Origin of the sequence: Pseudomonas muyukensis, assembly GCF_019139535.1 — a bacterium.
Taxonomy (GTDB): domain Bacteria; phylum Pseudomonadota; class Gammaproteobacteria; order Pseudomonadales; family Pseudomonadaceae; genus Aquipseudomonas; species Aquipseudomonas muyukensis.
Genome location: NZ_CP077073.1, coordinates 5,159,739 through 5,175,299 on the forward strand (window position 1 = coordinate 5,159,739; position 15,561 = coordinate 5,175,299).

Annotated in this window: 14 protein-coding genes; 7 read left to right on the plus strand and 7 right to left on the minus strand. The window is 65.0% G+C overall.

Annotated features, from left to right (window positions below; genetic code table 11):
* Positions 1-36: 36 nt before the first annotated feature.
* The 5 genes from rng to mreB all read right to left on the minus strand — a co-directional run bounded on the left by rng (position 37) and on the right by mreB (position 4,921).
* Positions 37-1,494 carry a ribonuclease G gene (gene rng / locus KSS95_RS22915; RefSeq protein WP_217849950.1) on the minus strand — a complete coding sequence of 486 codons (1,458 nt, stop codon included), beginning with the start codon at positions 1,492-1,494 and terminating at the stop codon, positions 37-39.
* A gap of 54 nt (positions 1,495-1,548) precedes the next feature.
* Complete coding sequence (locus tag KSS95_RS22920; RefSeq protein ID WP_217849951.1) at positions 1,549-2,148, minus strand: Maf family protein; 600 nt, start codon at positions 2,146-2,148, stop codon at positions 1,549-1,551.
* 31 nt (positions 2,149-2,179) lie between these two features.
* Positions 2,180-2,668 carry a rod shape-determining protein MreD gene (gene mreD, locus KSS95_RS22925; protein ID WP_186658041.1) on the minus strand — a complete coding sequence of 163 codons (489 nt, stop codon included), beginning with the start codon at positions 2,666-2,668 and terminating at the stop codon, positions 2,180-2,182.
* The gene (gene mreC / locus KSS95_RS22930; RefSeq protein WP_217854068.1) at positions 2,668-3,720 is read right to left on the minus strand and encodes a rod shape-determining protein MreC; all 1,053 of its coding nucleotides are present in this window, start codon (positions 3,718-3,720) and stop codon (positions 2,668-2,670) included. Before mreC ends, mreD begins: the two co-directional genes overlap by 1 nt.
* A 163-nt stretch (positions 3,721-3,883) precedes the next feature.
* Entirely contained in the window at positions 3,884-4,921 is a 1,038-nt protein-coding gene (mreB, locus tag KSS95_RS22935) for a rod shape-determining protein MreB (RefSeq protein WP_003255163.1), read from the minus strand.
* 202 nt (positions 4,922-5,123) lie between these two features.
* On the opposite strand from mreB, the gene gatC reads away from it, so the two are divergent.
* From gatC to KSS95_RS22965, 6 genes are all read left to right on the plus strand, one after another.
* Positions 5,124-5,411 (plus strand): Asp-tRNA(Asn)/Glu-tRNA(Gln) amidotransferase subunit GatC, encoded by a 288-nt coding sequence (gene gatC, locus KSS95_RS22940; protein ID WP_134689941.1) that lies wholly within the window; start codon positions 5,124-5,126, stop codon positions 5,409-5,411.
* Positions 5,412-5,426: 15 nt separating this feature from the next.
* Positions 5,427-6,878: an Asp-tRNA(Asn)/Glu-tRNA(Gln) amidotransferase subunit GatA gene (gene gatA, locus KSS95_RS22945; RefSeq protein WP_217849952.1), complete on the plus strand. Its 1,452-nt coding sequence runs from the start codon at positions 5,427-5,429 to the stop codon at positions 6,876-6,878.
* An 11-nt stretch (positions 6,879-6,889) separates the two neighbouring features.
* Positions 6,890-8,335, plus strand: a complete 1,446-nt coding sequence (gene gatB / locus KSS95_RS22950; protein WP_217849953.1) for an Asp-tRNA(Asn)/Glu-tRNA(Gln) amidotransferase subunit GatB — start codon at positions 6,890-6,892, stop codon at positions 8,333-8,335.
* Positions 8,336-8,455: 120 nt separating this feature from the next.
* On the plus strand, positions 8,456-8,830 hold the full coding sequence (locus tag KSS95_RS22955; protein ID WP_217849954.1) for a septal ring lytic transglycosylase RlpA family protein: 375 nt from the start codon (positions 8,456-8,458) through the stop codon (positions 8,828-8,830).
* Between the two features lie 61 nt (positions 8,831-8,891).
* Positions 8,892-9,935, plus strand: coding sequence for a calcium/sodium antiporter (locus KSS95_RS22960; protein ID WP_217854069.1), 1,044 nt, complete (start codon positions 8,892-8,894; stop codon positions 9,933-9,935).
* 10 nt (positions 9,936-9,945) lie between these two features.
* Positions 9,946-10,332, plus strand: a complete 387-nt coding sequence (locus KSS95_RS22965) for a carboxymuconolactone decarboxylase family protein (protein WP_217849955.1) — start codon at positions 9,946-9,948, stop codon at positions 10,330-10,332.
* Positions 10,333-11,388: 1,056 nt separating this feature from the next.
* On the opposite strand, the gene KSS95_RS22970 is transcribed toward KSS95_RS22965, so the two are convergent.
* Positions 11,389-12,744 (minus strand): amino acid permease, encoded by a 1,356-nt coding sequence (locus KSS95_RS22970; RefSeq protein WP_217849956.1) that lies wholly within the window; start codon positions 12,742-12,744, stop codon positions 11,389-11,391.
* 49 nt (positions 12,745-12,793) lie between these two features.
* The gene (locus KSS95_RS22975; RefSeq protein WP_217849957.1) at positions 12,794-13,735 is read right to left on the minus strand and encodes an AEC family transporter; all 942 of its coding nucleotides are present in this window, start codon (positions 13,733-13,735) and stop codon (positions 12,794-12,796) included.
* 190 nt (positions 13,736-13,925) lie between these two features.
* Between KSS95_RS22975 and KSS95_RS22980 the strand changes: the two genes are divergently transcribed.
* Entirely contained in the window at positions 13,926-15,560 is a 1,635-nt protein-coding gene (locus KSS95_RS22980) for a phospholipase (protein WP_217849958.1), read from the plus strand.
* Position 15,561 lies beyond the last annotated feature (1 nt).

Below are 15,561 nucleotides of genomic sequence, written 5' to 3' on the forward strand. Positions count from 1 at the left end.
CCAGCCCGTCCTTGGGGCAACCGCTTTCATGCAGGGTCAGAGCAGCACCACATCGTATTGTTCCTGGGAATACATGGACTCGACCTGGAAGCGAATGGTTCGCCCGATGAACGTCTCCAGTTCGGCGACGTTGCCCGACTCTTCGTCGAGCAGGCGGTCCACGACCTTCTGGTTGGCGAGTACCCGGTAGCCCTCGGCCTGATAGGCACGGGCTTCGCGCAGGATCTCGCGGAAGATTTCGTAACAGATCGTCTCGGGGGTTTTCAGCTTGCCGCGCCCTTGGCACGCCGCGCAGGGTTCGCACAGCACCTGCTCGAGGCTTTCGCGGGTGCGCTTGCGGGTCATCTGCACCAGGCCCAGCTCTGTGATGCCGATGATGTTGGTCTTGGCGTGATCACGCTCGAGCTGCTTCTCCAGGGTACGCAGCACCTGGCGCTGGTGCTCCTCGTCCTCCATGTCGATGAAGTCGATGATGATGATCCCGCCGATGTTGCGCAGGCGCAGTTGCCGGGCAATGGCGGTGGCCGCCTCGAGGTTGGTCTTGAAGATGGTTTCTTCAAGGTTGCGGTGGCCGACGAAGGCCCCGGTGTTGACGTCGATGGTGGTCATTGCCTCGGCAGGGTCGACCACCAGGTAACCGCCGGACTTGAGCGGCACCTTGCGCTCCAGGGCGCGCTGGATCTCGTCCTCGACGCCATACAGGTCGAAGATCGGCCGCTCGCCGGGGTAGTGCTCCAGGCGGTCGGCGATTTCCGGCATCAGTTCGGCGACGAACTGCGTGGTTTTCTGGAAGGTCTCCCGCGAATCGATGCGGATCTTCTCGATCTTCGGGTTGACCAGATCGCGCAGGGTACGCAAGGCCAGGCCCAGGTCCTCGTAGATGACCGTGGGCGCCCCGCAAGTCTGGATCTGCGAGCCGATCTGCTCCCACAGGCGGCGCAGGTAGCGGATGTCCTGGAAGATATCCTCGGCCCGGGCGCCTTCGGCGGCGGTGCGCAGGATGAAGCCGCCGGCGTCTTTCATGTCTTCCTGGGCCATGCAGTCGGTGACCACCTGCTTGAGGCGTTCACGCTCGGCTTCTTCCTCGATCTTCAGGGAAATGCCGACGTGGCTGCTGCGCGGCATGTACACCAGGTAACGCGACGGGATCGACAACTGGGTGGTCAGGCGCGCGCCCTTGGTGCCGATGGGGTCCTTGGTGACCTGCACCACCAGCGCCTGGCCCTCGTGCACCAGCGCCGTGATGGTCTCCACCGCCGAGCCTTCGCGCTGGGAGATTTCCGAGGCATGGATGAACGCCGCGCGCTCCAGGCCGATATCGACGAACGCCGCCTGCATGCCCGGCAGCACCCGAACCACCTTGCCCTTGTAGATGTTGCCGACGATTCCGCGACGCTGGGTGCGCTCGACGTGCACCTCTTGCAGGACACCGTTCTCCACCACTGCCACGCGGGATTCCATCGGGGTGATGTTGATCAGGATCTCTTCACTCATGGCGCGCTCTCGTCAGGGGTCTGGGGTAATGATGGATTGCTGCGATCTACCTGGCTAGGCTCCGTGCGCATCCTCTTGCAGCTGCCAGCAGGGAATGGCGAACTGCTCGAGCAGTTCGGCGGTTTCACTCAACGGCAAGCCGACCACGGCGGAATAGCTACCCTCGATCGCGCTGACGAAAACCGCGCCCAGGCCCTGGATGGCATAGCCTCCGGCCTTGTCGACGGGCTCGCCGCTGTCCCAGTAGCGCAGCGCTTGCTCGAAGGAAATGGTGCGAAAACGTACGCGGGTGCTGACGCAGCAGCTGACACTGCGCCGGCCATCGGTCAGCGCCACGGCGGTGAGCACCTGGTGCTCGCGCTTGGACAGGTCGCCGAGCATGGCCAAGGCCTGCTCGCGGTTCTCTGGCTTGCCGAGGATCTGCCCATCGAGCACCACGGTGGTGTCGGCCCCGAGCACCACGCCGCGGCCATCGGTATGGGCGAAACCCGCCACGGCCTTGGCCTGGGCCAGGCGCTCGACATAGGCGGCCGGGGCCTCGCCCGGCAGCGGGGTTTCGTCGATGGGAGCGCTGACCACGGTGAACGGCACGCCGATCTGGGTCAGCAGTTCACGGCGACGCGGCGAGCCGGATGCCAGGTACAGCTGTGTCATGGGGACATCTCCCTGTCAGTGGCGCGGATCGTCAGTGAATGTGCAGGCGACGGCGCAGGCCGCGCAGGGCGAAACTGACCCAGGGCCAGAGCAAGGCGCTGATCACCGCCGACCAGACCAGGGCCAGGGTCGGCAGGCGGTTGCCGGTCAGGGCGCTGAGCCACAGCTGGATCAGCTGGGCGATACCGAAGATCACCAGGATCACCAGGCTCTGCTGCCACATCGGGAACATGCGCAGGCGCTGTTGCAGCGACAGCACCAGGAAGGTGATCAAGGTCAGGATCAGCGCGTTCTGCCCCAGCAAGGTGCCGTACAGCACATCCTCGGCCAGGCCCAGCACGAAAGCGGTGGTCATGCCGACCTTGCTCGGCACGGCCAAGGTCCAGAAGGCCAGCAGCAGCGCCAGCCACATGGGCCGGAACACTTCCATGAACTGCGGCATGGGCGAGACGCTGAGCAACAGGCCGAGGGCGAAGGTCAGCCAGATGGCCCAGCCGTTTCTGCTACGGGTGCTGGCCATTATTGTCTCCGGGGTTGGGCGGGCGCGGCGGCCGGCTGTGCCGGGGCGGCGCCGTTGGCAGCGGGGGCCGCTGCCGGGGTCGCGGGGGCGGCCGGGGCTGGGGCCGGGGTTGCCGGGGTTGCCGGGGTTGCCGGGGTTGCCGGGTTGACCGGGGCCTGGCCGTGGCTGGCGCCCTGCCGGTCGGCTTCTTCCTGGGCGATGGCCGCCTCGGTGGCGCGTTCTTCCGGGGTCCGGCGGTCGCTGAATACCAGCAGCATGTAGCGGCTGCGGTTGAGCGCGGCGGTCGGGATGGCGCGGACAATGGCGAACGGCTGGCCGGAGTCGTGGATCACTTCGTTGACCGTGGCCACCGGGTAGCCGGCCGGGAAACGCTGGCCCATGCCGGAGCTGACCAGCAGGTCGCCTTCCTTGATGTCGGCGGTATCGGCCACGTGGCGCAGTTCCAGGCGCTCTGGGTTGCCGGTACCGCTGGCGATGGCGCGCAGGCCGTTGCGGTTGACCTGCACCGGGATGCTGTGGGTGGTGTCGGTGAGCAGCAGTACCCGCGAGGTGTAGGGCATCAGCTCGACCACCTGGCCCATCAGGCCCCGGGCGTCGAGCACCGGCTGGCCGAGGAACACGCCGTCACGCTCGCCCTTGTTGATCAGGATACGGTGGGTGAACGGGTTGGGATCGACACCGATCAGCTCGGCGACCTCGACCTTCTCGTTGACCAGCGCCGACGAATTGAGCAACTCGCGCAGGCGCACGTTCTGCTCGGTCAGGGCCGCCAGCTTCTGCAGGCGCCCCTGCAGCAGCAGGGCCTCGGTCTTGAGTTTCTCGTTTTCGGCGATCAGCTCGGTGCGGCTGCCGAACTGGCCGGCCACGCCTTGCCACAGACGCTGCGGCAGGTCGGTGATCCAGTAGGATTCCATCAGGACCAGGCCCATCTGGCTGCGCACGGGCTTGAGCAGGTCGAAACGCGAGTCGACCACCATCAGCGCGACCGACATCACCACCAGCACGAGCAGGCGCACGCCCAGCGAGGGGCCTTTGGAGAAAAGCGGTTTAATGGGCCGTTCCTCGTGGACGACTCAGGAAGTCATTGGGCATGGGACAACGCACCGGCCTGCTTGCGGATTGACGGAAACGGCGCCCGCGCGGGCGCCAGCACAGCGCATACAGGTAGCACTGTGCGTGCCACCTGTAAACCTGGGATACCTTGCGGCCCGGCGATCACTCGCTGGAGAGCAGGTCCATGGCGTGCTTGTCCATCATTTCCAGGGCCCGACCACCGCCGCGGGCGACGCAGGTCAGCGGGTCTTCGGCGACGATCACCGGCAGGCCGGTTTCCTGGGCCAGCAGCTTGTCCAGGTCGCGCAGCAGCGCGCCACCACCGGTCAGCACCAGGCCGCGCTCGGCGATGTCGGAGGCCAGCTCCGGCGGCGATTGCTCCAGGGCGCTCTTGACCGCCTGGACGATGGTCGCCAGGGACTCCTGCAGCGCCTCGAGCACTTCGTTGGAGTTCAGGGTGAAGGCACGCGGCACGCCCTCGGCCAGGTTGCGGCCACGGACGTCGACTTCGCGCACTTCGCCGCCTGGGTAGGCGGTGCCGATTTCCTGCTTGATGCGTTCGGCGGTGGATTCGCCGATCAGGCTGCCGTAGTTGCGGCGCACGTAGGTGACGATAGCCTCGTCGAAGCGGTCGCCGCCGACCCGTACCGATTCGGCGTAGACCACGCCGTTGAGCGAGATCAGGGCGATTTCGGTGGTACCGCCACCGATGTCGACGACCATCGAGCCACGGGCTTCTTCGACCGGCAGGCCGGCACCGATGGCGGCGGCCATCGGCTCTTCGATGAGGAACACTTCACGGGCGCCGGCACCGAGGGCCGACTCACGGATGGCGCGGCGCTCGACCTGGGTCGACTTGCACGGCACGCAGATCAGCACGCGTGGGCTGGGCTGCAGGAAGCTGTTCTCGTGCACCTTGTTGATGAAGTACTGCAGCATTTTTTCGCAAACGCTGAAGTCGGCGATCACGCCATCCTTCATCGGACGAATGGCAGCGATGTTGCCGGGGGTGCGGCCGAGCATGCGCTTGGCTTCGGTACCGACAGCGACGACGCTTTTCTGGTTGCCGTGGGTACGGATGGCAACAACCGAGGGCTCATTCAGGACGATACCGCGCTCACGCACGTAGATAAGGGTGTTGGCAGTACCCAGGTCGATGGACAGATCGCTGGAAAACATGCCACGCAGTTTCTTGAACATGGGAAAGTGACCCTGGGGAAAGCGTGGGTAAAAAAGTGCGGCAAACTCTAACAATGGCAGGGATTTTGGGCAAGGAGCCAATATGTTAAATTGGCTGTTTTTCCGAGCATGCCTGCCGATGATCGCGGCCCTTTGACCGCCAGAATCCCGGCATGTTCCTCACCACGGACCCATTCCGTTTCTCGATTTCCTGGAGATCCCCATGGCGCTTCAACGCTCCGACGTGGAAAAGATCGCCCATCTGGCCCGCCTGGGCCTGAATGAAGGCGAACTGCCACGCATTACCGATGCCTTGAACAGTATTCTCGGGCTGGTCGACCAGATGCAAGCCGTCGACACCACCGGCATCGAACCGCTCGCCCACCCGCTGGAGACCACCCAGCGTCTGCGCCCCGACCAAGTCACCGAAAGCAACCAGCGCGACCGCTACCAGGCCGTCGCCCCGTCGACCGAGAACGGTCTGTACCTGGTTCCGAAAGTCATCGAATAAGGGATAGCGCCTGCCATGCATCAACTCACTCTGGCCGAGATCGCCCGCGGTCTGGCCGACAAATCGTTCTCTTCGCAGGAACTGACCGGCGCCCTGCTGTCGCGCATCAAGCAGCTCGACCCGCAGCTCAACAGCTTCATCACCGTCACCGAAGACCAGGCCCTGGACCAGGCGCGTGCCGCCGACGCCCGCCGCGCCGCCGGCGAAACCGGCGCCCTGCTCGGCGCGCCGATCGCCCACAAGGACCTGTTCTGCACCAATGGCGTGCGCACCAGCTGCGGCTCGAAGATGCTCGACAACTTCAACGCCCCTTACGACGCCACCGTGGTCGCCAAGCTGGGCGAGGCCGGCATGGTCACCCTGGGCAAGACCAACATGGACGAATTCGCCATGGGCTCGGCCAACGAGTCCAGCCACTACGGCCCGGTGAAGAACCCGTGGAACCTCGAGCACGTGCCAGGCGGCTCCTCCGGCGGTTCGGCCGCCGCCGTGGCCGCGCGCCTGCTGCCGGTCACCACCGGCACCGACACCGGCGGCTCGATCCGCCAGCCGGCGGCGCTGACCAACCTCACCGGCCTCAAGCCGACCTACGGCCGCGTCTCGCGCTGGGGCATGATCGCCTACGCCTCGAGCCTCGACCAGGGCGGCCCGCTGGCCCGCACCGCCGAGGACTGCGCCCTGCTGCTGCAAGGCATGGCCGGTTTCGATGCCAAGGATTCGACCAGCGTCGATGAACCGGTACCGGACTACAGCGCCAACCTCAACGCCTCGCTGCAGGGCCTGCGCATCGGCCTGCCGAAGGAATACTTCGGCGCCGGCCTCGACCCGCGCATCGCCGAGCTGGTCCAGGCCAGCGTCAAGGAGCTGGAAAAGCTCGGCGCGGTGGTCAAGGAAATCAGCCTGCCGAACATGCAGCACGCCATTCCGGCGTACTACGTGATCGCCCCGGCCGAGGCCTCCTCCAACCTGTCGCGCTTCGACGGCGTGCGCTTCGGCCACCGCTGCGCGAACCCGGCGAACCTGACCGACCTGTACGCACGCTCCCGCGGCGAAGGCTTTGGCGCGGAAGTGCAGCGCCGCATCATGGTCGGCACCTACGCCCTGTCGGCCGGCTACTACGACGCCTACTACATCAAGGCGCAGCAGATCCGCCGCCTGGTCAAGAACGACTTCATGGCCGCCTTCCACGATGTCGACGTGATCCTCGGCCCGACCACGCCGAACCCGGCCTGGAAACTCGGCGCCAAGAGCAGCGACCCGGTCGCCGCCTACCTCGAGGACGTCTACACCATTACCGCCAACCTGGCGGGCCTGCCGGGCCTGTCGATGCCGGCCGGCTTCGTCGACGGCCTGCCGGTGGGCGTGCAACTGCTGGCCCCGTACTTCCAGGAAGGCCGCCTGCTCAACATCGCGCACCGGTACCAGCAAGTCACCGACTGGCACACCCGCGCCCCCAACGGCTTCTGAGGAGTTCACACATGCAATGGGAAGTTGTGATCGGGCTGGAGATTCATACCCAGCTCGCCACCCAGTCGAAGATCTTCTCCGGCAGCGCCACCACCTTCGGCTCCGAGCCGAACACCCAGGCCAGCCTGGTCGACCTGGGGATGCCCGGCGTACTGCCGGTGCTCAACCAGGAAGCCGTGCGCATGGCGTGCATGTTCGGCCTGGCGATCGATGCCGAGATCGGCCCGCGCAACGTGTTCGCGCGCAAGAACTACTTCTACCCCGACCTGCCCAAGGGCTACCAGATCAGCCAGATGGACCTGCCGATCGTCGGCAAGGGCCACCTGGACATCGCCCTGGAAGACGGCACCATCAAGCGCATCGGCGTGACCCGCGCGCACCTTGAGGAAGACGCCGGCAAGAGCCTGCACGAAGACTTCAACGGCGCCAGCGGCATCGACCTGAACCGCGCTGGCACGCCGTTGCTGGAAATCGTCTCCGAGCCGGACATGCGCAGCGCCAAGGAAGCCGTGGCCTACGTCAAGGCGATCCACGCCCTGGTGCGCTACCTGGGCATCTGCGACGGCAACATGGCCGAAGGCTCGCTGCGTTGCGACTGCAACGTCTCGGTGCGCCCGAAGGGCCAGGCCGAGTTCGGCACCCGCTGCGAGATCAAGAACGTCAACTCGTTCCGCTTCGTCGAAAAGGCGATCAACTACGAGGTCCAGCGCCAGATCGAGCTGATCGAGGACGGCGGCAAGGTGACCCAGGAAACCCGCCTGTACGACCCGAACAAGGACGAGACCCGCTCGATGCGCAGCAAGGAGGAAGCCAACGACTACCGTTACTTCCCCGACCCGGACCTGCTGCCGGTGGTCATCGAGCCGAGCTTCCTCGAGACCGTGCGCGCCGCCCTGCCGGAGTTGCCGACGCAGAAGGTCGAGCGCTTCCAGCAGCAGTACGCGCTGTCGGCCTATGACGCCAACGTGCTGGCATCCAGCCGCGAACAGGCAGACTACTTCGAGCACGTGGTAAAAATTGGCGGCGACGCCAAGCTCGCGGCCAACTGGGTCATGGTCGAGCTGGGCAGCCTGTTGAACAAGCTGGGCCTGGACATCGACCAGTCGCCGGTCAGCGCCGAGCACCTGGGCGGCATGCTGCTGCGCATCCGCGACAACACCATCAGCGGCAAGATCGCCAAGACCGTGTTCGAGGCCATGGCCGCCGGTGAGGGCGATGCCGATAGCGTCATCGCAAGCCGCGGCCTCAAGCAGGTCACCGACACCGGCGCGATCGACAAGATGCTCGACGAGATGCTCGCCGCCAACGCCGAACAGGTCGAACAATACCGCGCCGCCGACGAGGCCAAGCGCGGCAAGATGTTCGGCTTCTTCGTCGGCCAGGCGATGAAGGCCTCCAAGGGCAAGGCCAACCCGGGGCAAGTGAACCAATTGCTCAAGGCCAAGCTCGAAGGGTGATCTGAAAGCGCGGCGAGGGCTTCGCCCTCGATCGCGGATGAATCCGCTCCTACAGGTATATGTAGGAGCGGATTCATCCGCGATGGGCCGCACAGCGGCCCCATTTGCGGAGCATCCAAATTGCTGAAGCACCCCCTCGCCACCCTCAGCCTGTTTGCCCTGCTGGCCGGCTGCGCCAGCCAAGACATCGACCCACGCGGCTACGACGAAACCGGTACCGCCTCCTATTACGGCGCCCGCCACCACGGCAAGCGCACCGCCAGCGGCGAGCCCTTCAACCAGCATGGCCTGAGCGCCGCCCACCGCAGCCTGCCCTTCGGCAGCCGGGTGCTGGTCACCAACCTCAGCAATCAGCGCAGCGTCGTGGTGCGCATCAACGACCGAGGCCCGCATACCCGTGGCCGCCTGATCGACCTGTCACGCGCCGCCGCAGAAAAAATCGGCATGCTGCGTAGCGGAACGGCGCGCGTGCGAGTACAAGGTCTGAGCGACTGACCTGACTGGAGCCTTCGCCATTTTCGACCTGGCCACCCTTCCCGCCTTCAGCCTGCTGCAACTGGGCCTGGGCCTGCTTTTGCTGATCATCGGCGCCGAGCTGCTGGTGCGCGCTGCACTGCGCCTGGCCGGGCGCCTGCACGTGCGTCCGCTGATCATCGGCCTGAGCCTGGTCGCCTTCGGCAGCACCGCGCCACAGCTGACGGTCAGCCTGCAGGCCGCCTACCAGGGCGCGCCGGACGTCGCCGTCGGCAGCGTGATCGGCAGCAACATCTTCAATGTGCTGGTGATCCTCGGCCTGGCCGCGCTGATCATTCCGCTACGCGTGTCGCGCCAGCTGGTGCGCCTGGACATCCCGCTGATGATCCTGGCCAGCGCGCTGGTCTACCTGCTCGCCCTCAACGGCCAACTGGGCCGCCTGGAGGGTGCTCTGCTGCTGCTTGGCTTGCTGGCCTACCTGGGCATGCTCTGGCACCAGTCGCGCCACTACGCCCGTACCTACCCCGCGCCCAGCGCCGCGCACACCGGCGCCGGGCGCTTCTGGAGCGGCGCGCTGCTGCTGATTGTGCTGGGCCTGGGCCTGCTGAGCCTGGCCGGGCACCTGCTGCTGGAGGCGGCCGTCGAGGTGGCCACCGACCTGGGCTTGTCCGAGCGCATCATCGGCCTGACCGTGGTCGCGGTATGCACCTCGCTGCCGGAGCTCGCCGCCGCGCTGATCGCCGCCCTGCGGGGCGAGCGGGAGATTGCCGTGGGCACGGTGATCGGCAGCAACCTGTTCAACCTGCTCGCGGTCCTGGGCCTGACTGCGGTGGTCACCCCCGAGCCGCTGTCGATTTCGCCCAATGCCCTGGATTTCGACCTGCCGGTGATGCTCGGCGTCGCCGCGCTGTGCCTGCCGGTGTTCTACTCCGGTTACCGGGTCACCCGCGCCGAAGGCCTGGTGTTTTTGTGCCTGTACCTGGCCTACGGCCTGCACGTGGTGACCTTCACCACCGGCATGCCGCTGGCTGGCCGCCTCGAGCGCTGGATGCTGTTCTACGTCCTGCCGGTGCTCGGAATCGTGTTGTTGTACACCACGGTCCGCGCCTGGCGCCGCCAACACTAAGGAAAACAACATGGCAGATTCAAAATCCACCGGCGAGCGCATTCGCCGCCAGGTCATGGGCGATGCCTTCGTCGACCGCGCCCTGGGCAACGCGAGCGAATTCACCCAGCCGCTTCAGGACTTCGTCAACGAGCACGCCTGGGGCAGCGTCTGGGGCCGCGATGGCCTGCCGCTGAAAACCCGCAGCCTGATCACCCTGGCCACGCTGACCGCGCTCAAGTGCCCACAGGAGCTCAAGGGGCATGTGCGTGGGGCCTTGAACAATGGCTGCACCGTTGAGGAAATCCGCGAGGCATTGCTGCATTGCGCGGTGTATGCCGGGGTGCCGGCGGCGGTCGATGCGTTTCGGGCGGCGCAGGAAGTGATTGATAGTTATCAGGCAGGTTCAAGCGATTAAGCGTTCGCACCCTGGCCTCGTGACTGTTACCTATGTGAGTGAACGCCTGTGTAACCCATGTAGGTGGTCCGTGCAGCTTGGCGATCAAGAGATTGACCAACCTGTCCACTAGTGCGCTTAGTGCGCTGCACGAAAAGCCTTGATACGCGTTCATGCTGCGTTGAAAACAGCCTCGCCTGACCTTCGTCTCAAGACTTTTCATATAGAGCCTAGCGACAGCTGCGTCAGCCCAGGCGACGCCGGTAACTTCGCGACTTCAGGAGGCCGAACGCAGGCCTTGCGTAGGGAGGTGACGGGCATGGATGCCCGTCAAGCGCTGGGGCCCAGGATGGGCCCTACAGCGCGGTCCTCCCGGGAGCAAGGCCGGGGTGAGGGAACCCCGGAGCGAAGCGTAGGGGCCGGATGAATGGAGCGCAGCGTTTTTTGGTTACTTTTTGTCGCGTTTGACAAAAAGTGACTCGCCGTAAGGGCGAAAGGGTGACTAAGCGTCGATATAGCCAATGAATGCGCTTACACCTGTAAACACCCACACCGACCGACTTTGACTTTGACTTTGACTTTGACTTTGACTTTCAGAGCGTGGGTTTTGAAAGTTATATGCGCATTCATTGGCTATGTCGACGCTTAGTCACCTTTTCGCCTTTACGGCGACCTACTTTTGCACGCGGGCAAAAGTAGGCAAAAACCGCTCGCTCCATTCATCCGGCCCCTACGCTTCGCTCCGGGGTCCCCTCGCTCCGTTCTTGCTCCCGTGGGTACCGCGCTGTACGCCCCATCCTGGGGCGCAGCGCTCGACGGCCATCCATGGCCGTCGCCCCACTACGCAAGAACTCCGCTCGGCCTCCTGAAGTCGCAATTGGCGGCGCCTGAACTATCGCGCACTTAGAAGCAAGATCAAGATCAAGAGATACGGAGTTAGTGGTTGGACAGTTGGCAATGTGTTGACTGCCTGGGAGGGCAACCGAGAGATTGAAACAGGCTTGAATAACAATAAGACGCCATCCAGCCAACTCGGTTTCAGGATACCGTAATATCCCGAAACCGAACTGGATCAAATCAGGCCCGCCGCGCCTTCTTCATTCGAAACGCCACCCACAACACAGCAATCCACGCCGGAATCAACATCACCGAAATACGAATCGGCGGGGTGAGATACATCACCACCAGGATCAGCACAATGAACGCCAGGCACAGGTAGTTGCTCAGCGGGTGCCACAGGCTCTGGTAGAACGGCGTGATCCCCGCCGCCAACTTGGCCTTGCGGAACTTGAGATGGGTGATGCTGATGCTCGCCCAGTTGATCACCAGCGCCGACACCGCCAGCGCCATCAGCAGGCCAAACGCCTCACCCGGCATCAGGTAGTTGATCAGCACGCACAGGCCCGTGGCGAACGCCGACACCCCAAGCGCAGTCAGCGGTACGCCGCGACGGCTGACCTTGAGCAACTGGCGCGGCGCGTCGCCCTGGGTAGCCAGGCCGAACAGCATGCGGCTGTTGGCATACACACAGCTGTTGTACACCGACAACGCCGCAGTCAGCACCACGATATTGAGGATGGTCGCCACCAGGTCGCTATCGAGGTTGTGGAAAATCATCACGAACGGACTACCGCCCTGCACCACCTTCTGCCAGGGGTACAGCGACAACAGCACCGCCAGCGCACCGATGTAGAAGATCAGGATGCGGTAGACCACCTGGTTGGTGGCCTTGGGAATGCTCTCGCGCGGGTTGGCCGCTTCGGCGGCGGTGATGCCCACCAGCTCCAGGCCGCCGAACGAGAACATGATCACCGCCAGCGCCATGACCAGCCCGACCACGCCATTGGGGAAGAAACCGCCGTACTGCCAGAGGTTGGCAACGCTGGCATCCGGCCCGCCATCACCGCTGGCGAGCAGCCACGCGCCGAAGGCGATCATGCTGACGATCGCCACCACCTTGACCAGGGCGAACCAGAATTCCATTTCCCCGTAGACCTTCACCTGGGTCAGGTTGATGACGTTGATCACCACGAAGAAGATCGCCGCCGTGGCCCAGGTGGGGAAGTCCGGCCACCAGTACTGCACGTAGATGCCCACCGCGGTGAGCTCGGCCATGCCGACCAGCACGTACACCACCCAGTAGTTCCAGCCCGAGACGAACCCGGCGAACTCGCTCCAGTACTGGTGGGCGAAGTGGCTGAAGCTGCCGGCGACCGGCTCCTCGACCACCATCTCGCCCAGCTGGCGCATGATCAGGAAGGCCATCAGGCCGGCGATGGCGTAGCCCAGCAGCACCGAGGGGCCGGCCAGCTGGATGGTCTGGGCGATGCCCAGGAACAGCCCGGTGCCGATGGCACCGCCCAGCGCGATCAGCTGGATATGGCGATTCTTCAGCCCGCGCTGCAAGCGCTCGGGCGTGCTCTGGTCTTGCATGAAGTGTCCTTTAGGTGAGGCAGTATTGTTGGTTTTGCTTGCAACTGGGCTAGATCCATCCACCCCATTGCAAGAAGAAGATCCCGATATTGGTGGTGACCGCCGCCATCAGTGTAGTGAGCACGATGATCGACGCCGCCAATTCGTGGTTGCCGTTGGCCTCACGTGCCATCACGTAGCTGGCCGCGGCGGTCGGGCTGCCGATGTACAGGAACAGGATGCCCAGCTCGGCGCCGCGAAAACCGCACAACCACGCGCCCAGGGTGCCCAGTACCGGCAGCCAGACCATCTTCACCAGGCTGACATCCAGCGCCAGCCGGCCGCTGTCGCGCAGCGCGGCCAGCGACAGGGTGCCGCCGATGCAGATCAGCGCCAGCGGCAGGGTCATCTGCGCCAGATAGTCGCCGCTGGTCAGCAGCCAGTTGGGCAGCGGCACCTGGCCGTAGGCCATGGGCGTGGCCAGCAGCACGCTGATGATCAACGGGTTGCTGAGGATGTTCTTGCCGATGCTCCAGGGGTCGGACTTCAGGTCCGGGCTGTACACCGCCAGCACCACCGCCGACAGCGAGTTGTACAGCAGGATCACCAGGCCCGCGAGCACGGCGCCAAGGGAGATACCGTAGTCGCCATACAGGCTGGCCGCCAGGGCCAGGCCGATAACGCCGTTGTTGCCGCGAAACGCGCCCTGGGTATAGATGCCGCGGTCAGCCCGCGGACAGCGCCAGATGGCCAGCCCCCAGGCCAGCGCGAAGCCCGCCAGGGTGGCGATGACGAAGTAGAGGATCACCCCGGGTTGCACCGCCGCCGCCAGGTCGGCGTGGTAGATGCCGAGGAACAACAGCGCCGGCATGCACACGTTGAACACCAGCTTGGAGGCGACCCGGTTGAAATTGTCGTCGATCAAGCCAACGCGCTTGAGCAACACGCCCATGAACAGCATGGCGAACACAGGGGCCGTGATGTTCAGTGTCTGGATAAGAAGGGCGAGCATGCAGCGCGATCCTGAGGCTGGGTGTCGAGGGGGGCAATCATACGCCAGTGCCGGGGGCTTGCGCCCGCCGTAGCTGCCAGTTGCCCGCACAAACAGACCTTGACGTAGGAAATTTCCTGAATATGATAGCGATTACTGTATATGCATACAGTATAAAAATGGATTATCCCGACATTGCAAGGAGCAAATCATGTCAGGAACACACACTGCGCCTGCGGCCGCCAAAGCCCAGGCCACCCTGGTGGTCGCCGACCTCGACCAGCTGTTCGACCCGCAAGGCGTCGCCCTCCCCGGCCCGGACAGCCACCTGGTGCTGGTCATGCACGGCCACCACACCCTCAAGTACCACCGCTTCGGCGTGCCGCCGAGCAGCGCCACGGCCGAGCAACGGGGCCCTGAGCTGTACTTCGAAGGCGCCGAGCACACCGCTATCGGCGACAACACCCTGCTGCGCTTCGAGCCCGGCCAAGCGGGCATCCTCGCCCACCAAGCGCCGCTGCCGCTCCCCAATGGCTTGAGCCTGACCTACGGCCAGGTGATCGCCCTGGGTGGCGACTTCTTCGGCCTGCCCGAGCGCCCCATCGCCGATGGCAGCACCGACGCCGAACGCCTCGAGCGCTTCACCCAGGCGTTCGATTCCCTGGCCCGTCTGCCGGCGGCCAAGGCCGAAGCCGAGCAGATCCTTGCGGTCATGCAGGAAGAAATCCGCGCCGCCAACCAGGCCATCAAGGACGGGCGCCAGCCCCACGAAGCCTACGATGCGCTGGGCGACAGCCTGTCGGCGCGCTGGAACCGCATCACCGGCGGCGGCAGTTTTGCCTCCGACCTGTTCCCCCTGGGGCGTTACCTGAAGCTGGCCGCCAGCAACTGGGACCACTTCGGCCCCTGGGCGTTGCTGGCCTACCAGGCAGGTCACGCCGTCGCCCTGCAGCAAGCCGTGAAGGCCCGCGCCAGTGGCAACGAGCGCGACCTGCAACTGGCCTATGCGATGAACGCCTTCGCCGACCACTTCCTGACCGACCTGTTCTCCGCCGGCCACCTGCGGGTGCCGCGCAAGGCCCTGGCCGACACCGTCACCCCCAGCGATGTCGGTTCGCTGATCTCGCGCTTCATGCACGACGAGGACAGCAAGTACGGCCTGGCGGTGCGCAACGCCGAGGGCGAGCAATGGCGCGCCTACGGCGACAAGCGCTACTTCGACACGGTGGATGTGGCCAACCGCCGCCAGGTGGGCCGCGCCGTGCAGCGCTCGGCCGATGAGGTGTTCCAGGCCTTTGTCGATGGCCGCGTGCCACTGGCCAAGGACTATGGCGCCCTGCGCCTGGCCCCGGACCTGCGCGCCGCCGAACAGGACCTGGTGCCGGGCAACTTCGCCCCGCTGTACTTCCTGGACGGCAAGGCCGTGCTGCGACGCAAGGATGTCAACGACCTCAACGACCGCAAGCGCATTGCCGACTGGTGGGGATGGAGCACCTACCTGCTGCTCAAGGACTACAAGCCGAACACGCCCGCCGGCTTCATCGCCCCACCTGCCGGGGCGCCGGTCATCACCGGCTGGCAGCGCCGCGAGCCGGATGGCCTGAACTGGCAAGCGGGCAATGCGGTGCGTTATGCCTACAGCATCACCGATGTGCTCAACGAGTCGTACATTGGCCCCTGGAGCGCCTATGCCGAACTGACCGATCAGTTCCATCCCAGCGTGCAGGTGCCGGTGGATGGCAAGCAGCGCGGGCGCAACCTGTTCCGTCAGTTCCGTGGCGGCTCGCCGGAACTGATCGCCAGCCTGGATGGCGTGGCAACCACTTACATCGATCGCAACGCGTGAC